Here is a 26,279-nt window from a genome sequence, read left to right on the forward strand (position 1 = left end):
ATATCACCACTAATTCATATAACTGTCAAGGAATACGAGCTGTCAAGTAGCGTCGAGGCATGGTTGATTCCGATCTGGCCGCGGTCCGAGAACTGCTGCGCGACGCGTTCACCCGACTCATCGAGCACGTCGAGGACCTCACCGACGGTCTTACCGACGAGGTCGCGTTCTTCCGCCCGACCGGCACTGCGAACAGCATCGCCTGGCTCCTCTGGCACAGCGCCCGCCAGCACGACGCTCAACTCAGCGATATCGCCGGCATCGAGCAGGTGTGGACGCGCGACGGCTGGGTGGACCGGTTCGGTCTCGACCTCCCGCGGGATGCGCACGGATACGGTCACACCCCCGAGGAAGTGGGCAAGGTGCGCGCGTCGGCCGACCTGCTGGCCGGCTACTACCACGCGGTGCACAAGATGACGCTCGCATACATCGCCTCAGTGACCGCGGAAGAGTTGAACCGCGTCGTCGACACCAACTGGAATCCGCCCGTCACCGCGAGCGTCCGCCTGGTCAGCATCGTCGACGACTCAGCACAGCACCTCGGCCAGGCGGCGTACGTGCGGGGGATCGCCTGAGCCTGCACACCGCAGTTCGCGCATGGCCACCAGTAGCCCTGGTGGCCATGGTGTTCCTCGGCCTCGCGGTGGGCAGCGGCTCTACGCAGTTGGACGATTGGTTTCACGACGTGGGCAGTGGCCCGGTACGCCATTTGCGTTACCTGGCCGACCAGCGGCTACTGGTGCTGATCGTGCTCGCCACCCTGGCGGTCACGAACTACCGCCATCGGTGGCGGCTGGCCGCGGCGACGGTGGCGTGTCCGCTCCTGGCGATGGCGCTGGCCCGTCTACTCAAGCCCCTGTTCGGCCGCGAACGCGGCCCGGCCTACGCGTACCCGAGCGGGCACGCGGCGACGGTTGTCGCGGTGATGGGCGTGGTCGTGCTGGTGGCCGCCGTCACGTGGTGGGCGGTGCTGCTGGCTGTCACGTATTCAGTGCTCGCCGTCGTGGGGGTGGGCGCGACGTTTCACTACTTCACTGACACCGTCGGCGGTGCGTTGCTCGGCACCGCGATCGTGTGCACCGCCGCCCTGATCCTGGGACGTCGCGCCCAGCCAACTTGACACCTGTCAACCCCGCTGCGATCTGGGTCACAGCCGATGGTTACCATGAGGCCATGACGGCGACTCCTGACGTTGACGTGCCCGACACCAGCACCATCCGCAACCCCGCAACCGGCGCGGTGGCAGGAAAGGTGCGCTGGACCGACCCCGCGGACGTGCCACGCATCGCGGCGGGTCTGCGCGAGGCGCAGCGGCAGTGGGAAGCGCGCGGCGCCAAGAGCCGCGCCAAGGTGCTCGCCCGCTACGCAGTCTGGATGGGCGAGCACCGCGACGAGATCGAGGCATTGCTCATCAAGGAGACCGGCAAGTCGGCCACCGACGCCGCCCAAGAGGTGCCGCTGCTGATCATGATCGCCTCGTACTACGTCAAGACCATGGAAAAGACGCTGGCGCCGGAACCACGGCCTGCATCGCTGCCGTTCCTGGCGATCAAGAAGGTCGAGGTGCACTACCGGCCCCGCCCGGTGGTCGGCATCATCGCGCCGTGGAACTACCCCGTCGCCAACCTGCTGATGGACGGCATCGCTGCCCTGGCCGCCGGATGCGCGGTGCTGCTCAAGCCCTCGGAGCGCACCCCGCTGACCGCTGAGTTGCTGCTGCGTGGCTGGCTCGACTGCGGCGCACCCGAAGTGATGGCCATCGTGCAGGGCGCACGCGAAGCCGTCGAAGCGGTGGTCGACAACTCCGACTACATCCAGTTCACCGGGTCGAGCGCGACCGGCGCCAAGGTGATGGAGCGTGCCGCGCGTCGGCTCACCCCGGTCAGCCTGGAACTCGGCGGCAAGGATCCGATGATCGTGCTGGAGGACGCCGATATCGACCTCGCCGCGCACGCCGCCGTGTGGGGCGCATTCTTCAACGCCGGGCAGACGTGTGTGTCGGTCGAGCGGGTGTACGTGCTCGAATCCGCAAACGACCAGTTCGTCAAGGCGGTCGTGCGCGACGTCAACAACCTGAAGATGGGCGCGGGTGAAGGCTACGACTTCGGCGCGCAGATCGACGACAGCCAGGTCGCCGTCACCGACCGCCACGTCGCCGACGCCAAAGCCAAGGGCGCCAGGGTGCTCACCGGCGGCAAGCGGCCCGACGGTCTCGGCAGCTTCTACCCGCCGACGGTGCTGGTCGACGTCGATCACTCGATGCTGTGCATGACCGAGGAGACGTTCGGCCCGACGCTGCCCATCATGAAGGTGGCCAGCGTCGAGGAGGCCATCCGGTTGGCCAACGACAGCCCGTACGGGTTGTCGGCCTCGGTGTTCTCCAAAGACATCGACCGCGCCAAAGCCGTTGCGGTGCAACTCGATTGCGGCGCCGTCAACATCAACGACGTGATCTCCAACCTGATGTGCACGACGGCCCCGATGGGTGGTTGGAAGACCTCGGGAATCGGGGCGCGCTTCGGCGGTGGCGAGGGGTTGCGCAAGTTCTGCCGCCAGGAGGCCGTGGTGGCGCCCCGCACCAACGTCGGCGCGGGCGGCAACTACTACAACAATTCGCAGAAGGCGCTGAAGCGGATGAACAAACTGATGACGAAGCTTGCGCTGATTACCCCTCGCCGCATCGCCAAGTAGCACCACCCGTTCACTCGCGCGTCACCCGGGCGTCCGCCCACCTCGATAGCTTCTGCCGGTGACCCTGGATTCAGCCAGCTACCGCGTGCACGACGACGACGATGACGACCCGGTGCTGCTCGACGACCACGGCATCCCCGTCGACACGTGGCGGGAGAACTACCCGTATGACGAGCGCATGTCGCGCGACGAGTACGAGCAGCAGAAGCGGCTACTGCAGATCGAACTGCTGAAGCTGCAGAAGTGGAGCCAGACCAACGGGCATCGCCACGTCATCGTGTTCGAGGGTCGCGACGCCGCAGGCAAGGGCGGCACCATCAAGCGCTTCATGGAGCACCTCAACCCGCGCGGCGCCCGCGTCGTCGCACTGGAGAAGCCGACCGACCGCGAGCGCACCCAGTGGTACTTCCAGCGCTATGTCCACCATCTGCCCGCACACGGGGAGATCGTGTTGTTCGACCGGTCCTGGTACAACCGGGCGGGCGTCGAACGGGTGATGGGCTTCTGCACGCCCAAGCAGCACGCCGAGTTCATCCGGCAGGTGCCGCTGTTCGAACAGATGCTGGTCAACGACGGCATCAGCCTGACCAAGCTGTGGTTCTCGGTGTCGCCGTCCGAGCAGCGCACCCGCTTCACCATCCGGCAGGTCGATCCGGTACGGCAGTGGAAACTCTCGCCGACGGACCTGGCGTCGCTGGACAAGTGGGACGACTACACCGCCGCGAAGGAGGACATGTTCGCATGGACGGACACCGAAATCGCGCCGTGGACCGTGGTCAAGAGCAACGACAAGAAGCGCGCGCGGGTCAACGCCATGCGCTACGTGTTGAGTAAGTTCGACTACGACAACAAGGACCATGAGGTGGTCGGCAGGCCGGACCCCCTCATCGTGGGACGCGCCCTGGCTGACTGAGTTCGCCCGCGTCCCGCCCCGCAGAAGGAGGACGCGTGCGGTTCGTGGCGACCGTGTTCCTGTGGCTCGTCACGACGGTCGCGCTGGCGGCGGCGTTGCCCGCCATGTGGGCGCAGAAGAACATCGTCGACGCCAACGGTTACGCGTCGTTTGCTCGGTCGGCGGCCAAGGATCCGAACCTGCAGCAGGCGATGGCCTCGGAGTTGACCACCCAGATCGTGTCGCTGGGTTCGAAAGAGGGTTATGACCTCAACCCGGGCCTGGTCCGCGGAGTCACCACCCAGTACACCCAGAACGCCGGGTTTCCCGGTCAGTTCGCGCAGGCGAACCGGATCGTGCACACCTGGATGTTCACCGACGAGATCCGCCGACAGGAGGGCACCGACGATCGCTGGCTGATCGACGTCGCCCCGATGCTGTCCGACCCGTCGCTGAAAGAGACGCTCGGCAATCTGAACCTCAACGTGCCCACCACGCTCACCGTGCCCATCACCGTGCCTGAATCGTCGGGGTTGCGGCCGGGTCAGTTGCGGCCGTTGTCGACGTGGGGCCCGTGGGTCAGCATCGGCACGACGGTGCTGACCGGGGTGTTCGCGCTGCTGACGCTGGCGGCCGCCAGGTCGCGCGGCAAAACCCTTGCCGCGCTGGGTGTTTCGGCGCTGATCGTAGGCGCGGCCGGGTGGGCGGGACTGGAGGTGGCGCGCCGATTCGTCGACCGCGCGCTGGACCGCACCACAGGCGACATTCGTCAGGTCGCCGAAGCGATGGTCAGCCACGCCGAGGACAGCATGCATCAGTGGCTGAACCTGACGCTGGCCGCGGGCGGTGCGCTGGTGGTGTTCGGCGTGCTGACCTCGATGCTGGGCGGGTTGCGCCGACGCGACTAGGGCTCGATGACGTGCGACGGGTCGGGCCTGCGCTCCGGCGGCGCCTGGCTGTAGTCGCCCCACGGACCGTCTCGGCGTTCGATCGCGGCGCGCACACCCTGATTCGCTGCCGTGTCAATGAACTCGAGCGCATCCGGGGTGTTGCGCATCAACCCGTCGAGGATGCCGCCCAGCGTCTGCGTCGACGCCAGTCCCATGTTCTCGTAGGCCTGGTTGACGATCAGTTTCTGCGCCTGCAGTTGGGACAGCGGGATGCCCGCGAGCTTCGCGGCGATCTCGGCTACACGGGCCTCGAGGTTCTCGAACGGCACCGACTCGTTGATGAGTTCGACTGCGGCAGCTTGGGTTCCAGTCAGCGGCTCACCGGTCAGCGAGTGCCATTTCACCTTGGCCAGTGACAGCCGGTAGAGCCACATACCGGTCAGATACGCGCCCCACATCCGGGCATACGGCGTGCCGATGACGGCGTCGTCGCTGGCGATCACGATGTCGGCGCACAACGCGTAGTCGCTCGCGCCACCGACACACCAGCCATGCACCTGGGCGATCACCGGTTTCGACGCGCGCCAGATCGCCATGAACTTCTGCGTCGGGCCCGTCTCACGGGCACTGACCATCGCGAAGTCCTTGCCGGGATCCCAGCGTCCATCCGTGTTCATCGCCTCGCCCCAGTGCTGGAAGCCGCCACCGAAGTCATACCCGCCGGAGAAGGCTCGGCCCGCACCGCGCAGCACGATCACCTTGACGGCCGGATCGCGCTCGGCCAGTCCGACCGCGCTCTCGATCTCGTCAGGCATCGGCGGAACGATGGTGTTGAGGTGCTCGGGTCGGTTCAGCGTGATGGTGGCGATGGCGCCGTCGGTTTTGTAGAGCAGCGTCTCGAACTGTGTCGGCATGGGTGAAGTTTGGCAGAGGTGGCTGCGGGAACTCGGCGACCATGACCGATCGCCTCACCGGAACCAGGGCCGTCACAACGTTGACCGACCTGGGATTCGCTTCGATCGCCGCGGGAGTGCTGGCGCGGCGGCGTCCGGTCGTGCGGGCGCTGGAGAAGATGCAGGCCGACGACAGGGCGATCAGTCGGATGAAACGACTGCGCGACGAGTTCGGCCGCGGGCCCGTCGAGGTAATGGTGCCGGGCAGGCGGATGGTGGTGGTGCTCGACCCCGAGGACGTCGGGCGCGTGCTGGCGGAGGCGCCCGTGCCGTTCCATCCCGCGAATCGCGAGAAGCGCAAGGCGCTCGAATGGTTCCAACCGCACGGCGTGTTGATATCCCAAGGCCCGATCCGCCGGCAGCGCCGCGCGTTCAACGATGTGGCGTTGGAGTCGGGTTGGGAGTTGCACAGCCTGGCGGGCGCGTTCGTCGGCGTCATCGGTGACGAGGCGCGCGAGCTAGTGGCCGGTGCGGCGGCGCAGGGCCATCTCGACTCGGCCACCTTCATGCGGGCCTGGTGGTCGCTGGTGCGCCGAATCACGTTGGGCGACCGGGCATGTGACGATGATGCGATCACCGACAAGCTGTTGCGGCTGCGCAAGGCGGGCAACTGGTCGTTTCTGTCGATGCCGCACTACCGGGCACGTGCGAGGTTTTTCGAACATCTCTACACCTACCTGGAGGACCCGCAGCCGGGCACACTGGCGGCCGCGGTGGCCGACGCGCCGGCCAGCGGGGCGGTCGATCCGGTGGGCCAGATACCCCAGTGGCTCTTCGCTTTTGACGCGGCCGGAATGGCGTCGCTGCGCGCCCTGGCGCTGCTCGCTACCCATCCCGATCGGCTGTCCATGGCGCTCGACGACGTCGGCGACCCGGAACAGGCTTCGCTGCGGCCCCATTTACGAAGCGTGGTACTCGAATCCGTGCGGCTCTGGCCGACGACGCCGACGATCCTGCGCGATACCACCGAGGACACGCAGTGGCGCAACGGCAGCATCGCCAAGGGTGCCGGTTTGATGATCGTCGTGCCGGCGTTCCATCGCGATGATCAACTGCTGCCGTTCGCGCACACGTTCGCCCCCGACATCTGGCTCGACGGGACAGCGCAGCGATATCCGCAGTTGGTGCCGTTCTCCGCGGGTCCCGCCGAGTGCCCAGGCCGAAATCTCGTGCTGTTCGTGACCAGCACCCTGCTCGCGCATCTGCTGCGTGCCCTGACTTTCGAGCTGACCTCGAACCCGCGGCTGGTGCCGGACCAGCCTCTGCCGATGACGTTGAACCAGTTGACGCTCGACTTCGCCGTCAAGTCGTTGCCGCACAGATCCGCGGTCTGAACCCGCCGGCGTCGCGCTGTGCGACACACCTCGTAAGTCAACAGAACGACTGCAGTAAGTGGCAGGCTGTAACCGCATCCAGGCGGTCAACCCACGAGGATTCCCATGGCAGTTGAGGTGGAACGCCGAACCATCGACGTGGTTCCCGACAACGAGCGGCACGGGAAGCCACGCGACCAGTTCACGCTGTGGTTCGGCGCCAACATGCAGATCACCGCGATCGTCGACGGTGCGCTGGCCGTGGTGTTCGGCGCCGACCCGCTGTGGGCAATCATCGGCTTGCTGATCGGCAACGTCTGCGGCGGTGTCGTGATGGCTTTGCACTCGGCGCAGGGCCCGAAAATGGGTATCCCGCAGATGATCTCCAGCCGGGCCCAATTCGGGGTGTGGGGAGCGTGTCTTCCGTTGGTGTTGGTGGTGCTCATGTATCTGGGCTTCGCCGCCACCGGCACGGTGCTCTCTGGTCAGGCGATCAACGAGATCCTCGGCATCGACGCGCCATCGGTAGGCATCGTCATCTTCGGATTGCTGACACTGATCGTCGCCGTCATCGGCTACCGCATGATTCATCGGTTGGGTCGGTTGGCCACCGTCGTCTGCGCCGTCGGATTCACCTACATCGGCATCCGGATGCTGATGGAATACGACGTGCCCGCATTGCTCGGGGCCAAGCCGTTCGACGTCGCTACGTTCTTGTTGGCGGTGTCGCTCGGCGCGGGATGGCAGCTGACCTTCGGCCCCTACGTTGCGGATTACTCTCGCTATCTGCCCCGATCGACGCCCGAATCGAGTACGTTCTGGAGCACTTTCCTCGGTTCGGTGATCGGGTCGCAGTGGTCGATGACGCTCGGCGCGATCGTTGCCGCGGGGGCCGGCGATGAGTTCCTGGCGTCCCAGGTCACCTTCATCGGAGACCTGGCAGGCGGCGTGGTGGTCGCAACGGCGATATACGTCGTGATCGTCACCGGCAAGCTCGCGGTCAACTGTCTGAACGCATACGGCGGCCTGATGACCATCCTGACCACGGCGACGGCTTTCACCAGGACTGCCCGTGTGCCCCAATGGATCCGAACGGCGTGCGTGGCGGCGTTCATTGTGATCTCCGTGATCACCGCGCTGATCGCCACGAAAGACTTCCTCGACAACTTCCGGAACTTCGTGCTGTTGATACTGATGGCCTTCACCCCGTGGAGCGCGGTCAACCTGGTTGACTACTACCTGATCTCGAAGGAACGGGTCGACATCCCCGCTCTGTACGATCCGAACGGGCGTTATGGCCGGATGAACTTCACCGCGTTGGTGAGTTACGTGATCGGCATCCTGATACAACTGCCGTTCTTGTCCCAATCGCTCTATACCGGTCCACTGGTGGACGACCTCGGAGGCGCCGACATCTCCTGGATCGTCGGTTTACTGGGAACCGCCGCCCTGTACTACTTTTGGGCGAGAAGAACCGCCCGCCCGCCGTCGCAGATGATTTATCCCGACGGCGTGAGCGCCGTTTCTGGTGAGCGGGGTTGATCGCTCAGCATCCGATGCAGGAACTCGTAGATCAACGCCGACCGGAACGCGATCTGTGAGTTGTCCGCGGCGCCCGCGTGCCCGCCCTCGATGTTCTCGTAGTACCGCACCGGCTGGCCCGCCGCCTCGAGTGCCGCGGTCATTTTCCTGGCGTGTCCGGGATGTACCCGGTCGTCGCGCGTCGACGTCGTGATCAACACAGGCGGATAGCGTCGCTCCGACGAAATGTTCTGATACGGCGAGTATTTGGAGATGAACTCCCAGTCGTCCGGGTTGTCGGGATCGCCGTACTCGGCCACCCACGATGCGCCGGCCAGCAGCAAGTGGAAGCGACGCATGTCGAGCAGCGGCACACTGCACACCAGAGCGCCGAACAGTTCGGGGTACTTGGTCAGCATGATGCCCATCAGCAGGCCGCCGTTGCTTCCGCCCTGCGCGCCCAATTGCCCGACGGTGGTGATGCCGCGCCGCACCAGATCGGCTGCCACCGCGGCGAAGTCCTCGTGCACCAGGTGCCTGCCCTCACGCATCGCCTGGGTGTGCCAACGCGGTCCGTACTCGCCGCCGCCGCGGATATTGGCCAGCACGTAGGTGCCGCCGCGTGACAGCCACAGGCGGCCGAGCACTCCGGCGTAGCCCGGCGTGCTCGAACTCTCGAAGCCGCCGTACCCGTTCAGCAGCGTCTTGCCCGGCCCGGTCGAATCGCGGTGTCCCACCACAAAATACGGGATCATCGTGCCGTCGGCCGACGCGACGAAGTTCTGCGTCACCTCGATGTCCGACGCATCGAAGAACGTAGGCGCGCTCTTGATTTCCGTCACCTCGCCGCCCGCGTGGCCCCACAGCAGCCGCGACGGCAGATCGAAGCCGCTCGAGTCGAGAAACATCTCGTCGCCGTACTCGTCGACGTCGACCAGCACGGTGTGGGTGTTCGGCGGGATGCCCGGGATCGGTTCGGCCTGCCACGACCCAGGGGTGACCAGTTCGACCTTGCTGGCCACGTCGACCAGGCTGACCAGTATCAGGTGGTCGCGCGTCCACGCGTAGTTCTCCAGGCTGGAATGCTCGTCGGGTTCGAATACCACGCTCAATTCTGCTGTGCCCGCGAGGAATTCCTCGTAGTTGGCCGCCAGCAGGCATCCGGCCGGGTAGATCGTGGTGCCCACCGCCCACTCGGTGCGCGGCCGGATCAGCAACCACTCGCGGTGCAGCGAGATGTTGGCGTCGGTGGGGACGCCGATGCGGATCAACTCGTTGCCACGCAACTCGTAGCGCTCGCGGTTGAAGAAGTCGAGGGACCGGGTGATCAGCAGCCGTTCGAAGCCCGGAGTCCGGTCGTACCCGCCGCCGACGCTGACATCCGACGGGTCACCGGTGAACAGGGTCTGCGCCTCCTCGAGCGGCTGACCGCGCCGCCAGCGCTTGACGATGCGCGGATAGCCGGATTCGGTCAGCGAGCCCTCACCGAAGTCGGTGCCCACCAGCACGGTGTCCTCGTCTTCCCACGACAGCCCGGACTTGGCCTCGGGCAGCTGGAAGCCGTCGGACACGAATTCCCGTTTCACCATGTCGAATTCGCGCACGACGGTGGCGTCGGCGCCGCCACGCGACAGCTCGATCAGCGCCAGCGTGTAGTCGGGCTCGATGACCTCGGCGCCCGCCCACACCCAGTTCTCGCCGTCGGCGCGCGCGAGTTCGTCGATGTCGAGGATGACGTCCCAGTCCGGCTGTTCGGTGCGGTAGCTCTCCAGCGTCGTGCGCCGCCACAGCCCACGCGTGTTGCGCGCATCGCGCCAGAAGTTGTACAGGTACTCGCCGCGGCGCCGCACGTACGGGATACGGGTGTCGGTGTCGAGGATCTCCAGCGCCTCGGCGCGCATCTGCTCGAACCGCTCGCTGGTCAGCTCCGCAACGGTCGGCTCGTTGTGCCTGCGCACCCAGGCAAGCGCATCGTCGCCGGTGATGTCCTCGAGCCACAGATACGGGTCGTCTTCCACGCTCCCATCTTGCCGGGCGGCCCGATCAGCTCAGGTGGTGCACCTCCTGCAGGCCGTACACCGGCGTCGGGATCCCCTCGTGGCGGGCTTTGAGTTGCAGCGCCAGGTACAGCGAGTAGTGCCGCGACTGGTGCAGGTTGCCGCCGTGAAACCACAGGTTGTCCTGCTGGGTCGGCTTCCACATGTTGCGCTGCTCGCCTTCCCACGGGCCGGGATCTTTGGTGGTGTTGCTGCCAAGGCCCCACACCTTGCCGACCTTGTCGGCGACGTCCTGTCCGATCAGGTCGGCCGCCCAGCCGTTCATCGAGCCGTACCCTGTCGCATAGACCACCAGGTCTGCGGGCAGTTCCGTACCGTCGGCGAGCACGACCGAATCTTCGGTCAACCGGTCGACTTGGCCATGCGCCAGTTTGATCCTGCCGTCGGCGACCAGATCGCACGCTCCGACGTCGATGTAGTAGCCGGATCCGCGGCGCAGATACTTCATGAAGAGTCCGGATCCGTCGTCGCCCCAGTCGAGTTCGAAGCCGGCGGCGGTCAGTCGGTCGTAGAACTGTTTGTCCCGTTCGCGCATCGCGTTGTAGAGCGGGATCTGGAACTCATGCAGGATCCGGTACGGCAGCGACGCAAACGTCAGATCGGCCTTCTCCGTTGTCATCCCGGCGGCGACGGCGCGTTCGGAGTAGAGGTCGCCGAGGCCGATGTCCATTAGGGTGTCCGATTTGACGATGTGCGTCGAGGACCGCTGCACCATGGTGACGTCGACGCCATTCTCGTAGAGCGCCTTGCAGATGTCGTGCGCTGAGTTGTTCGACCCGACGACAACGGCTTTCTTGCCGGCGTAGCGATCCGGGCCGGGGTGTGCGCTCGAGTGATGCTGATCCCCGCGGAACACCTCCTGGCCGGGCAGCGTCGGCACGTTGGGCTTGCCCGACATTCCGGTCGCGAGCACAAGGTGGACCGGGCGCAGCGTCAACCGTTCGCCGTCGCGGTCCACCTCGACGGTCCAGCGACCGGCAGCGGCGTCGAACGACGCCGACAGGCACGTGGTCTTCGGCCAGTACGGGACCTCCATCACGCGGGTGTAGAACTCCAGCCAGTCGCCGATCTTGTCCTTGGGCGAGAACACCGGCCAGTTCTGTGGGAACGGCAGGTACGGCAGGTGGTCGTACCACACCGGATCGTGCAGACACAGCGACTTGTAACGCTTGCGCCACTGGTCGCCTGGCCGTTCATGCTTGTCGAGCACGATCGCGGGCACGCCCAGCTGGCGCAGCCTGGCACCAAGCGCGATGCCGCCCTGCCCGCCGCCGACCACGACCACATACGGCTGCACTGTCCGTCCCAGCGACGCGTCCTCCTCGGCGCGTTTCTCGGCCCAGGACCGCGGATCGGGGTCGTCGCCGTGGACAGCGCCCAGCACGCGGGTCGCGCCCTTTCGCTCCTCGTGCCCCTTGAGCTCCTGCATCGCTGTCAGGAACGTCCAAGCCTGGTCAGCCTTTAGCCGAAGATGCCCGACGCCGCGTCCCACCGCGGTCTCGAACTCGATGAACGCCGACGTGACGTCGCCGTCTTCGGTCGGGGCCTCCCGCGTCCGGAAGCCGGACGGGTCGGTGTCCGACAACCGAGCGCCGAGCATGTCGGCAATCTCATCGCGGCCCTCAACGGTCTTGATGTTCCAGGTGAACGCGACCAGGTCGCGCCAAAAGCTGTCGACGGCGAACTTCTGCACCACTCGGTCGATGTCCCGGGCCGCCAGCGCCGCCTCGAAATCGGCGAGCCAGGCGTCAACCCGTTGCTGCGGGGTCGTGGCGGCGGCGGAATCCAGAATTTGTGTCATATGACCTAGGACACACCGCGGTCGTTTTGTGCACAAGGGTTGCAACGCGCTGCAACTCTCCCGCGGTGTGTCTGCGGTCACATACAACTGCAGCCATGAAAGCAGCTGTTTATTACGGACCGAACAAGGTCGAGGTCGCCGACGTGCCCGAGCCGGACCCGGGCCCGGGCACCGTGAAGCTGAAGGTCGGTTTCAACGGCATCTGCGGCACCGATCTGCACGAGTACTACGCGGGCCCCATCTTCATTCCGACCGAACCGCATCCGCTCACCGGGCGTGAGCTGCCGCTGACGATCGGGCACGAATTCTCCGGCGTCGTCACCGATCTCGGCGCCGGCGTCACGGATTGGGAAGTAGGTGACCGCGTCGCGGTGGAGCCGATCTACAAATGTGGTCGGTGCGCGCCGTGCCTGGCAGGCAACTACAACATCTGCGCGACAATCGGATTTCACGGGTTGATGTCCGACGGTGGCATGGCCGAATACACCGTCGTCCCAACGAACATGCTGCACAGGCTGCCGGACAACGTGTCGCTGCAACTGGGCGCGCTTGTCGAGCCGATGTCGGTCGCGTATCACGCGGCGACTCTGGGAGAACCAGCCGCCGGGGACACGGCCGTCGTGTTCGGTGCTGGACCGATCGGCATCGGTCTGTGGTTTGCATTGCGGGGCAAGGGTATTGAGGACGTGTTGGTCGTCGAACCGTCTGCGACCCGTCGCGCGGCGATCGAAGCGCTCGGCGCGCACACCCTGAACCCCATGGAAACGGACGTGCCGGCGTTCATCGCTGACCGCACTCGCGGGCGCGGCGCAGGCGCCGTGTTCGACGCCGCCGGAGTGGCACCTGCGGTCGAGACCGCACTCGCTTGCGTCGGCGCGCGGCGAGCCATGGTCAGCGTGGCGATCTACGAGAAGCCGCTGACGACGCCGCTGCTGAACCTGGTCATGAACGAATCCCGGATCCAGGGTTCGCTCTGCTACACGGGCGCCGATTTCGAAGCGGTGATCGGCCTGATGGCGCAAGGTGCGTACGACACGGCGAGCTGGGTGACCGCGATCGCGATCGGCGACGTCGTCGACGAAGGGTTCGAAGCACTGCACGCAGGGACGAAGATGAAGGTGCTCGTCGATCCCGCCACTGCGTGAGGGCGTGCTGGTCCCGCGGTGTGATCAGGAGCACAATCGTCGGTGATGCCCCGTTCGTCTGTCCCCGAGCCCGCGGTCGCGGTGGGTGAGGATCCACGTCGCTACGCCCGACTGATGTCTGTGGTGTACGACGCCACGATGGCCGGTGATCGTGCCCCTGCACGGCCACGCAAGGTGATCGAAGACTCCTGGCGCCGATTGATGGCGCGCGGCATCCACCCCGACGCGCTGCCCGCTCCTGAAGTAGAGGACAGCACCCTCGACTTGTTGCGGCACTCCTCCGGACTGCTCGCCGTGCTCAATGAGATCACCCGCGGGCTCGACTCGTTGGTCGCCGAAGGCGACAACATTCTCGTCATCGCCGACGCGCAGGGGCGGGTGCTGTGGCGGTCCGGATCGCGGTCCGTGCTCGGCCAAGCCGACCGGTTGGGCTTCGTCGAGGGCGCGCATTGGGGCGAACATGCGGTCGGGACGAATGCCATCGGCACCTCATTGATGTCCAACACCGCGGTGCAGGTCTTTTCCGCCGAGCACTACGCGCGCAGCCACCACGCCTGGACCTGCGCCGGCGCCCCGATCAAAGACCCGAGAACCGGCCAGGCTATCGGTGTGGTGGACGTTTCAGGCCCCGCGGCGACTGTGCACCCCACGACGGTCGCACTGGTCGACGCGGTGGCTCGGCTAGCCGAGGCTCATCTGCGTGAAGAACACGACCGCATACTGAACCGGTTGCGGACGGTGGCCGCGCCGATCCTGGCCCGGATCGCCAGCCCGGCCCTCGCCGTCGATCCGCAGGGTTGGGTGGCCGCGGTGGATTCCTTACCACCGCACAACCGCATCGCCATGCCGCGCGAAATCGCCGCTGGCCGACTGTGGTTCCCGACCCTGGGGGCCTGCGACGTCGAACCGCTGCCGGGCGGGTGGTTGGTGCGGCTGATCCCCGAGGCCGCCGAGGCCAACGGCCGGCTTGTCCACGCCACCCTGGATCTGCACGACCCCGACGCTCCCTCGTTGCAAATGGACGGCCAATTCGGTTGCTGGCGGCGCCAATTGTCGCTTCGGCACGCCGAGATTCTGCTCGCGCTTGCGCTGTTCCCCGAAGGGCGATCCGCGCCGGAATTGGCGGCCGACCTGTACGGTGACCCATCGCGCGTAGTGACAGTGCGCGCCGAATTGTCTCGGCTACGAAAGCAGTACGCCAGTCTGCTCGCTGCCCAGCCGTACCGCATCGCCGGGTCGGTCAGCTTCGGCGTCGAGTACCCCGACGATCGGGCCGAGTTGTTGCCGTCCTCGACTGCTCCCTTTGTCTGTGCCGCGCGCCTCGAGTCAGCCTGACCGCGACCGCACGCGTCGGACCAAGGCTCCGATGACCAGGATCGCCACGGCTACGGCGGCGAGCGGGCCGATCCGCTTGAGGGCCGACCGCTGCGCGTAATGCACCAGGTTCAGCGGTTCGACCTCGGCGGGCTCGGCTGCCGGTGTGGCAGCGGAGGTGGGCTCGGGTGCCGCGACGGGTGCGGCCAGCTTCTCCGACAGGCACGCGGTGAACTGCTCGATGATCTTCCCGCCGACATCGGCGATCATTCCGCGACCGAACTGGGCGGGCTTGCCGGTGATGGACAGATCCGTGGCCACCACCCCCGCGGTGCGGTCCCCGTCCGCGGTCAGCGTCAGGGTGACGGTGGCCTTGGCGGTGCCGTTGCCGCGGGTGTCCTTGGCGTCCGCCTTGAGCACTGCGCGGCGGGCGGCCTCGTCGGTCTCGACGAACGTGCCGGTTCCCTTGTACAGCAGAGTGATCGGGCCTACCTTGATCTTGACGGTGCCGGTGAACGAATCGCCGTCGACGCCGGTGAGCGTCGCGCCGGGCACGCACGGCGCCACCCGCTCCGGATCCAACACTGCGGGCCAGACCACATCGATGGGGGCAGGGACGGACAAGGTGTGTTCGAGTTGCATCCCTAGGCGCCGATCGCCGTCATCACTGCGCGACGGGTCAGCACCTTGGCCAGGTGGCTGCGATATTCGGCGTCGGCGTTGCCGTCGGACATCGGGTTCATGCCCTCGGCGGCGTGTTCGGCGGCCGCCCGGATCGACTCCGCGCTGGCCTGCTGGCCGATCAACGCCTCCTCGACGGCGCTGGCGCGCACCGGCACTGCGGCCATGTTGGTCAGCGCGACCTTGGCCTGCCGGATAGCCCCGCCTTCGACCGCGACGGTCGCCGCCACCGCGACGATCGACCACGCCTGCGCCACCCGGTGCAGCTTCTCGTAGTGGGCTGCCCAGTCGGTGTGCTTGGGAATGCGTATCTCCGTGAGGATTTCGTTCGGCTGCAGCGCCGTGGTGAAGTAGTCCACGAAGAAATCCGCGACGGGGATGTCGCGTCGGCCCGACGGCCCCGCGACGGTCAGTGTCGCGTCGAGCGCCAGCGTCGGTGCGGCCAGGTCGCCGGCCGGATCGGCGTGTGCGAGGTTGCCGCCGAGTGTGCCCCGGTGCCGGATCTGCGGATCGGCGACGGTGTGGGTGGCGTCGGCGAGCAGCAGCGCGTGCTTGCTGATCATCGGATTGCCCAACAGGCTGTAATACGTTGTCATCGCGCCGATCACAAGGGCGTCGCCGTCGTCGCGCACCCCGCGCAACTCGTCGATGCGGTTGAGGTCGACCAGTACGGTGGGCGCGGCCAACCGCAACCGCAGCACCGGCAGCAGGCTCTGCCCTCCCGCGATCACCTTGGCGTCCTCGCCGGCCTCGGCCAGCGCGGCCACCGCGTCGTCGACGGTGGTCGGGGCGACGTAGTCGAAGTTCGACGGGATCATCGAGCACCTCCGTTCGATGTCGCCGGCCTTCCGGCTCCGGCGTTGGATGTCGCCGGCCTTCCGGCTCCGGCGTTGGATGTCGCCGGCCTTCCGGCTCCGGCCTGGATCGCATGCCAGACTCTCATTGGGCTGCACGGCATTTCGATGTCGCTCACACCTAGATGGCGCACCGCGTCGATGACGGCGTTCACCACCGCCGGTGTCGACGCGATCGTGCCTGCCTCGCCAACACCTTTCACGCCAAGCGGATTCGTTGTCGCGGGTGTCTCGGTGCGCCCGGTGATGAAGGTCGGCAGATCGACCGCCGACGGGATCAGGTACTCCGAGAACGACGCGTTGATCAGCGTGCCCGACTCGTCGTGCACGGCCTCCTCGTACAGCGCCTGTGCGATGCCCTGAGCCAGCCCGCCATGCACCTGCCCGTCCACGATCACCGGATTGACCACGTGCCCGATGTCGTCGACGCAGACATAGCGGCGGATCCGCACCTGCCCGGTCTCGGTGTCCACCTCCGTCGCGCACAGATGGGTGCCGTGCGGGAACGAGAAGTTGTCCGGGTCGTAGGTCGCCTCGGCGTCCAGGTTCGGTTCCAGCCCTTCGGGCAGATCGTGCGCGGCGAACACGGCCAGTGCCACTTCGGCGAGGGTGACCGCCTTCTCGGTGCCCGCGACGCGGAACCGGCCCCCGGTGAACTCGAGGTCGTCCTCGGAGCACTCCATCATGTGTGCCGCAAAGGGTTTCGCCTTGGCGATCACCTTGTCGGCCGCCTTCACCACCGCGATTGCACCGACAGCCAGCGAGCGCGAGCCGTAGGTGTCCAGACCCCGCGGTGAACTCTGGGTGTCGCCGTGGATGACCTCGACATCCTCGAAGGGCACACCGAGTTGGTCGGCGACGATCTGGCTCCACGCCGTCTCGTGGCCCTGCCCGTGCGGCGACGAACCGGTGACCACCTCGACCTTGCCGGTGGGCAGCATCCGGATGGCGGCGTGCTCCCAGCCGCCTGCCCCGTACGACAACGATCCGAGCACCCGCGACGGCGCAAGGCCGCACATCTCGGTGAACGTCGAAACGCCGATGCCCAGTTGCACCGGGTCGTTGCGGTCGCGGCGCTCTGCTTGTTCGCGGCGCAGCCCGTCGTAGTCGAACAACTCGCGCGCCTGCGCGGTGGCGGCCTCGTAGTTACCCGAGTCGTAGGTCAAGCCCGCGACGGTGTCGAACGGGAACTCCTCGTGCGTGATCCAGTTCTGCGCGCGCAATTCGAGCGGATCACGGCCCAACTCCGCGGCGAGTTCGTCCATCATCCGTTCGATCGCGAACGTCGCCTCCGGGCGTCCGGCGCCGCGGTAGGCGTCGGTGGGCGTCTTGTTGGTGAACACGTTGGTGCACGTGAAGTGATAGGACGGGAACTTGTAGATGCCGTTGAACATGAAGGCGCCCAATATCGGGATGCCCGAGGTGACCAGCCGCAGATAGGCGCCCATGTCGGCGAGCAGTTCCACCTTCAGGCCGGTGACCGTGCCGTCGCGGCGGGCGGCCAGCGTCAGCTTCTGGATCTGGTCGCGGCCGTGGTGCGCCGCGAGCATCGACTCGCTGCGGGATTCGGTGTACTTCACCGGCTTTCCGAGCCGCCGCGCCACCAGCAGCGCAATCACCTCTTCCGGCGTCACCTGCAGCTTGCCGCCGAATCCTCCGCCGACGTCGGGGGCGATCACGCGCACCTTGTGCTCGGGGATCTCCAGCGTCATCGCCAGCATCAGCTTGAGAATGTGCGGGATCTGCGTGGCCGACCACACGGTCAGCTGCGGGCCTGTCGGATCGACGACCACCGAGCGGGGCTCCATGAACGCGGGGATCAGCCGCTGCTGGCGGAAGGTGCGCTCAACCACGACCTCGGCGTCGCGGATGGCGTCCTCGACGTCGCCGCCGGTGCCGGCTTGCGCGGAGTCGAACGTCCACACCGCGCTGACATTGGTGCCGAGGTCCGAATAGATCACCTTGGCGTCGTCGGCGGCGGCCGCAAGGTCGAGCACCACAGGCAGGTCGTCGTAGTCGACGTCGATGTGTTCGAGTGCGTCCTGTGCCTCGTACGCGGTACGGGCCACCACGACGGCCACCGCTTCGCCGGCGAAGTTCACGGTGTCCACCCCCAGCGACGGCGCGGGTGGCGCCTTCATGTCCTCGGTGATCTGCCAGGCGTTCGGCAGGCTGCCCTGTTCGGCCGCCAGATCGGCTCCGGTGAAGACGGCGATGACGCCGGGCATGCTGCGCGCGGCGCTGGCGTCGATACCGGTGATGCGGGCATGCGCGACGGGGCTGCGCAGGATGGCGAGGTGTTGCATTCCCGGCAGCACGATGTTGTCGGTCCACCGGGTGCGGCCGGTGATCAGATGCTCGTCCTCTTTGCGTACCCGCGCCTTGCCGATTTCGGGTTCAGCGGTCGCGGTCATCGCACGGCCTCCGCCGAATCAGTCTTGGGCGCAGCCGGTTTCGCCTCCCGCCTGTTGGCCGCGTCCTGCACGGCTCTGACGATGTTCTGGTATCCGGTGCACCGACACAGGTTGCCCTCGAGGCCGTGCCGCACCGCCTCTTCGTCGGGATGCGGGTGCTCGGCGAGCAGGTCGATGGTCTGCATGATCATGCCGGGGGTGCAGAAGCCGCACTGCAGGGCGTGGTTGTCGCGGAACGCCTCCTGCACGGGGTGCAGTTTGCCGTCTCGTGCCAGCCCTTCGACGGTGGTCACGTCCCCGCCGTCGGCCTGCACGGCCAGCACGGAACACGACTTGACGCTGTAGCCGTTGAGGTGGACGGTGCAGGCACCGCAGTTGCTGGTGTCGCAGCCGATCACGGTGCCGACCTTGCCGAGTCGGTCGCGAAGGTAATGGACGAGCAGAAGTCGGGGTTCCACGTCGTCGGTGTACGTGGTTCCGTCGACGGTGACAGAGATACGCATAGGCATACTCTGCTCTGGCTGAGCGCCGGGAACCCACAGAATCGCGAAACCGGTTGCGCACCAGCCTGTTCAGGCGGTGCGGATCTCGTCGAGCAAATCCTGCAGTGTCGCCAGGCTGTGGCCTGCGAGCAACCGGTCGATGTAGGGCAGTGCGGCGGCGATCCCCGATTGCACCGGTTGATAACCGTCGACACCCGCGTGCGGGTTCACCCACAGCACGGTGTGGGCGAGTCGCCGCAGCGCCGCCATCTGCTCGGCGAGCAGGGTGGGCTCGCCGCGCTCCCAGCCGTCGGAGAAGACCACTACCACCGCGCCGCGGGCCATCCCGCGCCGGCCCCAGCGATCCAGGAACGCGCGCATCGTCTCACCCAGTCGGGTGCCACCGGCCCAGTCGGGCACCGCGCGGCCCGCAGCGGCCAACGCCGTTTCGGGGTCACGGGCCCGCAGCGCCCGCGACAGTCTCGTCATCCTGGTGCCGAGCGAAAACACTTCGGTGGCAGGGCTTTTGCGGGCCACGACGTGCGCGAAGCGCAGTAGCGCGTCGGCGTACGGGCTCATCGAGCCCGACACGTCGAGCAGCAGCACGATGCGCCGCGGCCTGGTGGCCTTGCGGTGGCGCCGCGGCCGCACCGGTTCGCCGCCCGCGGCCAGCATTCGGCGAAGGGTGCGTCGCGGGTCGACGCGGCCGCGGCGCGACGGCCGCATCCGCAGCGCAGGCCGCGTCGCGGACTGTGGACGCAGCGCGGCGAGCAGCTCGGCCAGATGCGCCCGCTCGGCTGCGGTCAGTTCCGCGATGTCACGGTGCCGCAGGATCTCGGTGTCCGCCACGGCGACCCGCAGGTGCGGCGGCTCGCCGTCGGTGTCGGTCGCGCCGGTGGTGTCCAGCGCGGCAATGCGGGCGCGGCGCTGGGGCTGGCTGCGTTGCGGCGCGCGGACCGGCACGGTGCCGCCGAACCAGTTCTCGAACACCAGGTCGTAGCGGGGGATGTCGTCGGGGTCGCGGCACAGCGTCGCCCGGCCCGCCCAATACACCTGCCGCGGGTCGGCGACGTCGACCTCGCGCAGCGCGCGGGTGTAGGTGTCGACGGCGTCGGCAGGCAGCCCGGCGACCGCGAGCGCGTGCGCGAATCCGGCGAATCCGACCAGTGCCGACATCTCAGCCGGCCAGCAGACGGTCCAGTCCGGCCCGCACCACCCGCTCGGCGTCCTCGTGGTACTTGACCACCGCCCCGAGGGTCGCCGCGGCGGTCTGCGCGTCGAGCGCATCGCGGTCGAGTTCACGCAACGCACGCGCCCAGTCGAGGGATTCGGCGACACCGGGCGGCTTGACCAGTTCCATCGCGCGCAGCGCGTGCACCGCGCGGGCCACCTGATCGGCGAGCGCCTCGGCGATGCCGGGGATGCGACGACGCAGGATGGCGATCTCGCGCGCCAGATCGGGGTGCTCGAGCCAGTGGTACAAGCAGCGCCGCTTGAGCGCGTCATGCACGTCGCGGGTCCGGTTCGACGTCAGCACCACCAGCGGCGGCGTGGCGGCCCGCACCTCGCCCAGTTCGGGGATCGTGACGGCGTTCTCGTCGAGCACTTCGAGCAGAAAAGCCTCGAATTCGTCATCAGCCCTGTCGATTTCGTCGACCAGCAGCACGCACGGTGCCTCGGTGAGCGCCCGCAACAGTGGCCGCGCGAGCAGGAACCGCTCGGTGTAGAGCGAGCGTTCCGCGGAGTCGGCGTCCAGATGTCCCGCCGCCTCCAGCGTCCGCAGATGCAGCAACTGCCGCGGGAAGTCCCAGTCGTAGAGCGCTTGGGCGGCGTCGATGCCTTCGTGACACTGCAACCGGATCATCGGCAGGCCCAGCGCCTCGGCCAATGCGGCGGCCAGTGACGTCTTGCCGGTGCCCGGCTCGCCCTCGCAGAACAACGGCCGACGCATTCGCAGCGCCAGGTAGGCGGCCGTCGCGACACCCTCGTCGGCCAGGTAGCCGGTGGCCTGGAGCGCGTCTGCCAATTGCGTCGGCGACCCGACATCGGGCATGGAATCGCTCACTACGCGAGCGTAGGTCAGCGGTTGATCACAGCTGCGCAACTTCGGCCGTGACCTTGCGTGGCGGACAGTCTGGACGTGAATCGGCGGACTTATCGTTCCAAGCGTGATAGCCCTACCACGCGCGTGGCTGCTGGCCGGCGCAATGCTCGTGGGTCTCGCGGTCGGGCAGATCGCGGGTATCGCGTCGACCCTGCTTGTGAAGGCCGCGATTCGGCCCGACATCGTGGTCGCCCTCGTGATCGCGGTGCCCAGCATGATCGGCATGTTGACGATCCTGCTGTCCGGGCGACGCTGGCTGACCGCGCTCGGTGCCTTCGTGCTGGCCATCGCGCCAGGGTGGTTTTCGGTGCTGGTCACGATCCAGGTGGTGCACGGTGCTTAATCCGATCGAACAAGAGACGCTGCCGGGTGACCCCACGCAGCCGTATTCGCCCGTCTTCACCGGCGAGTTTCCGGCAATGCCCGATCCGGTGCAGCCGTTGGCCGCCGACCGTGACCCCGTAAACAGCATGGAAACCCCGACCGGCCCGTTGCCTCCCGTCGTGCATCCCGAGGTCGTCGAGGGCACCTACAAGTACCTCAAGCGCTGGGCCTTTGTCCTTGTGGTGGCGGGGGTCTGGATTCTCGGCGCCGCCAGCGGGCTGGGGCTCTACTACTGGTGGTTCCATTCGCTGGACAAGACGCCGCCCGTGTTCGTGGTGCTGATCTTCGTGATCGTCTGCACGGTCGGCGCGGTGCTGGCCGCGATGGTGGTCGACAAGCCGCTCGTCGCGGCACTGGCGATCGGGCTGATGTCGGCGCCGCTGGCCGCGCTCGGCGCCGCGGCGGTGTTACACGGCACCTACTTCTGCCAACACGTGAGCCGCTGTTTCGTCGGGTTCATCCCCTACTAGGGTTGGGCGGGTGACCCACTATGACGTCGTCGTTCTCGGAGCAGGCCCCGGCGGATACGTCGCGGCCATCCGCGCCGCCCAGCTCGGACTGAACACCGCAGTCGTCGAACCCAAGTACTGGGGCGGCGTGTGCCTCAATGTCGGCTGCATCCCGTCGAAGGCGCTGCTGCGCAACGCGGAGCTTGTTCACATCTTCACCAAGGAAGCCAAGCAGTTCGGCATCAGCGGTGAGGCGACGTTCGACTACGGCGTCGCGTTTGACCGCAGCCGCAAGGTGGCCGAGGGCCGCGTCGCGGGCGTGCACTTCCTGATGAAGAAGAACAAGATCACCGAGATCCACGGGTACGGCACGTTCACCGATCCGAACACGTTGTCGGTCAAGCTCAATGAGGGCGGGACCGAGACGGTGACGTTCGACAACATCATCATCGCCACCGGCAGCAGCACCCGGTTGGTGCCGGGCACCTCGCTGTCGGAGAACGTGGTCACCTACGAGAAGCTGATCATGACCCGTGAACTGCCGAAGTCGATCATCATCGCGGGGTGTGGCGCGATCGGCATGGAGTTCGGCTACGTGATGAAGAACTACGGCGTCGACGTGACCATCGTCGAGTTCCTGGCGCGCGCGCTGCCCAACGAGGACGCCGAGGTCTCCAAGGAGGTCGAGAAGCAGTTCAAGAAGCTCGGCGTCAAGGTGATGCTCGGGACCAAGGTCGAGGGCATCAAGGACGATGGCGGCGAGGTCACCGTCACGGTGAGCAAGGACGGCAAGTCTGAGGATCTGAAGGCCGAAAAAGTGTTGCAGGCCATCGGCTTCGCGCCCAACATCGAGGGCTACGGCCTGGACAAGGCGGGCGTGCAGATCACCGACCGCAAGGCCATCGGCATCGACGACTACATGCGTACCAACGTGCCGCACATCTATGCGATCGGTGACGTCACCGGCATGCTGCAGCTCGCCCATGTGGCTGAGGCGCAGGGCGTGGTCGCGGCCGAAACCATCGGCGGCGCAGAGACTTTGCCGCTCGGCGACTACCGGATGCTGCCCCGTGCGACGTTCTGCCAGCCGCAGGTGGCCAGCTTCGGGCTCACCGAGGAACAGGCTCGCGCCGAGGGATACGACGTGAAGGTCGCCAAGTTCCCGTTCACCGCCAACGCCAAGGCGCACGGTGTCGGCGACCCGAGCGGCTTCGTGAAGCTGATCGCCGACGCGAAGTACGGCGAGCTGCTCGGGGGCCACCTGGTGGGCCATGACGTCTCCGAGCTGCTGCCCGAGCTGACGCTGGCGCAGAAGTGGGATCTGACCGCCACCGAGTTGGCCAGAAACGTGCACACCCATCCGACGATGTCCGAGGCGCTGCAGGAGTGCTTCCACGGTCTCGTCGGGCACATGATCAACTTCTGAGCGTGGTTTCCACGGGCAGCCCAGCGAGAGCGATCTGGGTCGCCGGCATCGGCGGATTGGTGGTCGGCCACATCCTGTGGCTGGCCGGGATATCCGTCGCCATCGCGACGAGTTCGATCAGCACGTGGGTGTTGGTGATCGCCGCGGTGTCGTTCGTCGCAGGCGGCGTCTCGGCGTATTTCGGCTGGCGCTGTTATCGGCGTAAGTCCGAGATCTGGGCGGCGTTCCTCTGTCTGCTGCCGGTGTCCCCGGTTCTGCTGTCGCTGACCGTGCTCGGGGTGACCTACCTATAGCCAGACCGTGAGGGCCAGCCTGAACGTCCGCTGTGAAGTGCGCTAGCGGCGGGCCGCCCGGCGGGTTATGGTCTGCTGCACCGCAAACGACCCTGGAGGAAGCAACGTGGCAGCTTGGAAAGCCGGGAAGTACGCCGGAATCACCTTTGTGGGCGCAGTCCTGGCTGGATCTGCGGTGGGACTCGCTGCCACTGCCCAGGCCGACAACTGCGATCCGTTCCTGCTGTCGATGACGCCGCAGCCTGTTCTCGCGTGCCAGGCACCGCCGCCCGACGTCGCGCCGCCGCCGGACCAGCCTGCCGCCGCCCCTGTCAACGACGTCGCGCCGCCGCTGCCTGCTGAGGTGCTGCCGCCAGCAGAGCCGGGGCCCTTCGGTGAACAGACCCCTGCGCTGGTCCCGCCGCTGACTGCCGGATAGCCGCTCGCCTCAGGCGATCACACGCACTCGGTGCAGAACTGTTCGCCGTCCTTTCGCAGCGCCAACCGGCTGGTGTGCTGCACCAGGAAGCAGCTGGAGCAGACGAACTCGTCGGCCTGCTTGGGCACGACGCGCACGGTGAGTTCCTCACCGGTCAGATCGGCGTCGGGCAACTCGAACGAATCGGCGCCGTCGCCGTCGTCGACGTCGATGACCGCGGTCGCGGCGTCGTTCTTACGACGGCTGGTGATCTCCTCCAGCGACTCATCGGTATCGGTCTCGGTGACGCGGGGTGCGTCGTAGTCAGTGGCCATGCGACATGCCCCTTCCTAACAAGTCAGACAAACCGCCAAACGCGGCGAGGAAGCGGATTGTTCCCTATCTCAGTCGGGAAAGTCCAGCGGAATTCGCAACGTCGCCATGGTGGCCGCCAGCGCATCGTATTGCCCTGCCAGCGTGCAGAATTCGATCAGCTGCGCACGGCTGAGCAGGCCGGAAAGCGCCGACCAGGTCTCCGGCGACATCGAGCGGGTGATCACGAACTCGTCGGTCGCCGTGATCAGCACTCTCTGCCGGTCGGTCAACCCTTCGGCGTCGGGCCCCTCGAAAATCCTGGCCTGCAACTCGGCGTCGACGCCCCGGCTTCTCGCCAGCCGGCGATGCTGCTGCAGTTCGTATTCGCAGTCCCGCAGGTGGCCGACCCGCAGGATGACCAGTTCGGCGTCGCGGCGCGACAGCTTGCCCGCGTACAGCAGGTAGGCCGAGAACGGCAGCCATGCGAGGAACAGCAGCTTGTGCTGGCCGAGCACGTTGAACAGGTGGAACTTCGGGGCGCGGATGCCGCGGGCGCCGAGCTTGGCGATCGCCCAGTTGACGGGCCCGAGTTCCTTGAACCCGCCCGGCGGGATCCGTGCCAGTGTTGTCTGCTCTTCGCGCGAGCGCTCATCGTCGCAGCTCATGACTGCTTCACCAGATAGGGCGACACCGTGCTGCGGTGTTCGTCGATGTCCAGTGCTCGGCCGAGCGCCGGGAACGCCCGCTGCGGGCAGTTGTCGCGTTCGCAGACCCGGCAGCCCGCGCCGATCGGTGTCGCGTTGTCACCGGACAAGTCCAGTCCCTCCGAGTAGACCAGCCGGTGCGCGTGCCGGAGCTCACAGCCAAGGCCGATCGCGAACGTCTTACCCGGCTGACCATAGCGCGATGCGCGACGCTCCACCGTGCGTGCCACCCACATGTAATTGCGCCCGTCGGGCATCTGCGCGATCTGCACGACGATCTTGCCCGGGTTGGCGAATGTCTCGTAGACATTCCACAGCGGACAGGTGCCTCCCGACGACGAGAAGTGAAAGCCGGTGGCGGACTGGCGCTTTGACATGTTTCCCGCGCGGTCCACGCGAACGAACGACAGCGGCACCCCGCGCATCGACGGCCGCTGCAGCGTGGACAGCCGGTGCGCGACGGTCTCAAAGCTAACCGAGTAGAACGCCGACAACCGCTCGATGTCGTAGCGGAAGTTCTCGGCGACGTCGTGGAACTGTCCGTACGGCAGCACGGTGGCGGCGGCGAAGTAGTTGGCCAGCCCCAGTCGGGCCAGCTTGGTCGACTCCTGGCTGGTGAACTTGCCGTCGTCGACGAGTTTGTCGATCAGGTCGCCGAATTCGAGGTACGCCAATTCGGCCGCCATCTTGAACACCGTCTGCCCCGACGACAGGTGACCGCTGATCTCCAACGTCTTGGTCTCCGGATCGAAGCGGTGCAAAACGGCGTCGCCGAGATCGATACGACGGATGATGTGCACACCGTGAACGCGGGTCAGCCGGTCCGACAGCTCGCGGGCCAACTCGGCGCGGTGCATGCGCATCCGGATGGTCAAATCCTCGGCGGCAGTGTCGAGTTCATGCAGATAGTTCTGCCGTTGGTAGAAGTAGTCGCGGACTTCCTCGTGCGGCATGGTGATCGCGCCCGACCCGCTGCCGTCGGAATTGCGGTCCTCCGTCGCGTTGGCCAGTTGCGCGGCGGTCAGCCGGTAGCGGCTGTGTAGATTCACCATCGCGCGCGCCAACGCCGGATGCGCACCGACCATGTCGGGGGCGGCGCGGGGGGGGGGGGGGGCGGGGGCGGGGGGGGGGGGGGGGGGGGGCGCGCGGGCGGGGGGGGGGGGGGCGGGGGGGGGGGGGGGGGGGGCGGACCGCGGGGG

General features: G+C 66.9%; 25 protein-coding genes and 1 pseudogene. 14 read left to right on the plus strand and 12 right to left on the minus strand.

Going from position 1 to position 26,279, the window contains the following annotated elements; genetic code table 11:
* Nucleotides 1–59: 59 nt before the first annotated feature.
* The 5 genes from A5724_RS19400 to A5724_RS19420 are packed head-to-tail and all read left to right on the plus strand — an operon-like array spanning nt 60 to nt 4,491.
* Complete coding sequence (locus A5724_RS19400; RefSeq protein WP_067805527.1) at nt 60–575, plus strand: mycothiol transferase; 516 nt, start codon at nt 60–62, stop codon at nt 573–575.
* Nucleotides 576–622: 47 nt separating this feature from the next.
* A complete protein-coding gene (locus A5724_RS19405; protein WP_067805530.1) occupies nt 623–1,120 on the plus strand; it encodes a phosphatase PAP2 family protein in 498 nt (165 codons plus the stop codon).
* Nucleotides 1,121–1,173: 53 nt separating this feature from the next.
* The gene (locus tag A5724_RS19410; protein ID WP_067805533.1) at nt 1,174–2,691 is read left to right on the plus strand and encodes an aldehyde dehydrogenase family protein; all 1,518 of its coding nucleotides are present in this window, start codon (nt 1,174–1,176) and stop codon (nt 2,689–2,691) included.
* 58 nt (nt 2,692–2,749) lie between these two features.
* Nucleotides 2,750–3,604 (plus strand): polyphosphate kinase 2, encoded by an 855-nt coding sequence (ppk2, locus tag A5724_RS19415; protein ID WP_067805535.1) that lies wholly within the window; start codon nt 2,750–2,752, stop codon nt 3,602–3,604.
* Between the two features lie 35 nt (nt 3,605–3,639).
* Nucleotides 3,640–4,491: a hypothetical protein gene (locus A5724_RS19420; protein WP_067805538.1), complete on the plus strand. Its 852-nt coding sequence runs from the start codon at nt 3,640–3,642 to the stop codon at nt 4,489–4,491.
* Here the strand turns inward: A5724_RS19420 and A5724_RS19425 are convergent.
* The gene (locus A5724_RS19425) at nt 4,488–5,387 is read right to left on the minus strand and encodes a crotonase/enoyl-CoA hydratase family protein (RefSeq protein ID WP_067805541.1); all 900 of its coding nucleotides are present in this window, start codon (nt 5,385–5,387) and stop codon (nt 4,488–4,490) included. The two genes, A5724_RS19420 and A5724_RS19425, sit on opposite strands and share 4 nt — an antisense overlap.
* 41 nt (nt 5,388–5,428) lie before the next feature.
* Between A5724_RS19425 and A5724_RS19430 the strand changes: the two genes are divergently transcribed.
* Together A5724_RS19430 and A5724_RS19435 are read left to right on the plus strand one after the other, a co-directional pair.
* A complete protein-coding gene (locus A5724_RS19430) occupies nt 5,429–6,760 on the plus strand; it encodes a cytochrome P450 (protein ID WP_067805544.1) in 1,332 nt (443 codons plus the stop codon).
* A gap of 105 nt (nt 6,761–6,865) precedes the next feature.
* A complete protein-coding gene (locus A5724_RS19435) occupies nt 6,866–8,281 on the plus strand; it encodes a cytosine permease (protein ID WP_067805546.1) in 1,416 nt (471 codons plus the stop codon).
* Here A5724_RS19435 and A5724_RS19440 read toward each other — a convergent pair.
* Nucleotides 8,239–10,278, minus strand: coding sequence for a prolyl oligopeptidase family protein (locus A5724_RS19440; protein WP_067805549.1), 2,040 nt, complete (start codon nt 10,276–10,278; stop codon nt 8,239–8,241). The genes A5724_RS19435 and A5724_RS19440 overlap by 43 nt on opposite strands.
* A 25-nt stretch (nt 10,279–10,303) precedes the next feature.
* Nucleotides 10,304–12,118, minus strand: coding sequence for an NAD(P)/FAD-dependent oxidoreductase (locus tag A5724_RS19445; RefSeq protein ID WP_067805553.1), 1,815 nt, complete (start codon nt 12,116–12,118; stop codon nt 10,304–10,306).
* A gap of 95 nt (nt 12,119–12,213) precedes the next feature.
* Between A5724_RS19445 and A5724_RS19450 the strand changes: the two genes are divergently transcribed.
* Both A5724_RS19450 and A5724_RS19455 read left to right on the plus strand, forming a co-directional pair.
* A complete protein-coding gene (locus A5724_RS19450) occupies nt 12,214–13,263 on the plus strand; it encodes a 2,3-butanediol dehydrogenase (RefSeq protein ID WP_067805555.1) in 1,050 nt (349 codons plus the stop codon).
* Between the two features lie 45 nt (nt 13,264–13,308).
* Nucleotides 13,309–14,598: a GAF domain-containing protein gene (locus A5724_RS19455; RefSeq protein WP_067805558.1), complete on the plus strand. Its 1,290-nt coding sequence runs from the start codon at nt 13,309–13,311 to the stop codon at nt 14,596–14,598.
* Here A5724_RS19455 and A5724_RS19460 read toward each other — a convergent pair.
* From A5724_RS19460 to A5724_RS19485, 6 genes are all read right to left on the minus strand, one after another.
* A complete protein-coding gene (locus A5724_RS19460; RefSeq protein ID WP_067805561.1) occupies nt 14,590–15,219 on the minus strand; it encodes an SRPBCC family protein in 630 nt (209 codons plus the stop codon). The two genes, A5724_RS19455 and A5724_RS19460, sit on opposite strands and share 9 nt — an antisense overlap.
* 2 nt (nt 15,220–15,221) lie before the next feature.
* Entirely contained in the window at nt 15,222–16,076 is an 855-nt protein-coding gene (locus A5724_RS19465) for a xanthine dehydrogenase family protein subunit M (RefSeq protein WP_067805564.1), read from the minus strand.
* Nucleotides 16,073–18,526 (minus strand): xanthine dehydrogenase family protein molybdopterin-binding subunit, encoded by a 2,454-nt coding sequence (locus A5724_RS19470; protein WP_067805567.1) that lies wholly within the window; start codon nt 18,524–18,526, stop codon nt 16,073–16,075. Before A5724_RS19470 ends, A5724_RS19465 begins: the two co-directional genes overlap by 4 nt.
* Nucleotides 18,523–19,029, minus strand: a complete 507-nt coding sequence (locus A5724_RS19475; RefSeq protein WP_067805570.1) for a (2Fe-2S)-binding protein — start codon at nt 19,027–19,029, stop codon at nt 18,523–18,525. The genes A5724_RS19470 and A5724_RS19475 overlap by 4 nt, the downstream gene beginning before the upstream one ends.
* Nucleotides 19,030–19,098: 69 nt before the next feature.
* Entirely contained in the window at nt 19,099–20,184 is a 1,086-nt protein-coding gene (locus A5724_RS19480) for a VWA domain-containing protein (RefSeq protein ID WP_067805572.1), read from the minus strand.
* 1 nt (nt 20,185) lies between these two features.
* Complete coding sequence (locus A5724_RS19485; RefSeq protein WP_067805574.1) at nt 20,186–21,061, minus strand: MoxR family ATPase; 876 nt, start codon at nt 21,059–21,061, stop codon at nt 20,186–20,188.
* A 115-nt stretch (nt 21,062–21,176) separates the two neighbouring features.
* On the opposite strand from A5724_RS19485, the gene A5724_RS19490 reads away from it, so the two are divergent.
* The 5 genes from A5724_RS19490 (at nt 21,177) to A5724_RS19510 (ending at nt 24,082) form a co-directional block, all read left to right on the plus strand.
* Entirely contained in the window at nt 21,177–21,455 is a 279-nt protein-coding gene (locus A5724_RS19490; protein WP_067805577.1) for a putative holin, read from the plus strand.
* Nucleotides 21,448–21,966: a hypothetical protein gene (locus A5724_RS19495; RefSeq protein WP_067805580.1), complete on the plus strand. Its 519-nt coding sequence runs from the start codon at nt 21,448–21,450 to the stop codon at nt 21,964–21,966. The genes A5724_RS19490 and A5724_RS19495 overlap by 8 nt, the downstream gene beginning before the upstream one ends.
* 10 nt (nt 21,967–21,976) lie before the next feature.
* Nucleotides 21,977–23,371 (plus strand): dihydrolipoyl dehydrogenase, encoded by a 1,395-nt coding sequence (gene lpdA / locus A5724_RS19500; RefSeq protein ID WP_067805584.1) that lies wholly within the window; start codon nt 21,977–21,979, stop codon nt 23,369–23,371.
* A 2-nt stretch (nt 23,372–23,373) separates the two neighbouring features.
* Complete coding sequence (locus A5724_RS19505) at nt 23,374–23,664, plus strand: hypothetical protein (protein ID WP_082965144.1); 291 nt, start codon at nt 23,374–23,376, stop codon at nt 23,662–23,664.
* Nucleotides 23,665–23,770: 106 nt separating this feature from the next.
* The gene (locus tag A5724_RS19510; protein WP_156752364.1) at nt 23,771–24,082 is read left to right on the plus strand and encodes a hypothetical protein; all 312 of its coding nucleotides are present in this window, start codon (nt 23,771–23,773) and stop codon (nt 24,080–24,082) included.
* Nucleotides 24,083–24,099: 17 nt separating this feature from the next.
* On the opposite strand, the gene A5724_RS19515 is transcribed toward A5724_RS19510, so the two are convergent.
* The 3 genes and pseudogenes from A5724_RS19515 to A5724_RS19525 form a co-directional block, all read right to left on the minus strand.
* The gene (locus A5724_RS19515; protein ID WP_067805589.1) at nt 24,100–24,396 is read right to left on the minus strand and encodes a DUF4193 domain-containing protein; all 297 of its coding nucleotides are present in this window, start codon (nt 24,394–24,396) and stop codon (nt 24,100–24,102) included.
* 69 nt (nt 24,397–24,465) lie between these two features.
* The gene (locus tag A5724_RS19520) at nt 24,466–25,041 is read right to left on the minus strand and encodes a carboxymuconolactone decarboxylase family protein (RefSeq protein WP_067805592.1); all 576 of its coding nucleotides are present in this window, start codon (nt 25,039–25,041) and stop codon (nt 24,466–24,468) included.
* Nucleotides 25,038–26,165 (minus strand): annotated as a pseudogene (locus tag A5724_RS19525) (short-chain fatty acyl-CoA regulator family protein); the annotation flags it as partial. The pseudogene A5724_RS19525 and the gene A5724_RS19520, both read right to left, overlap by 4 nt.
* Nucleotides 26,166–26,279: the final 114 nt, after the last annotated feature.

Origin of the sequence: Mycobacterium sp. ACS1612, from assembly GCF_001667505.1 — a bacterium.
In the GTDB taxonomy this organism is placed as follows: domain Bacteria; phylum Actinomycetota; class Actinomycetes; order Mycobacteriales; family Mycobacteriaceae; genus Mycobacterium.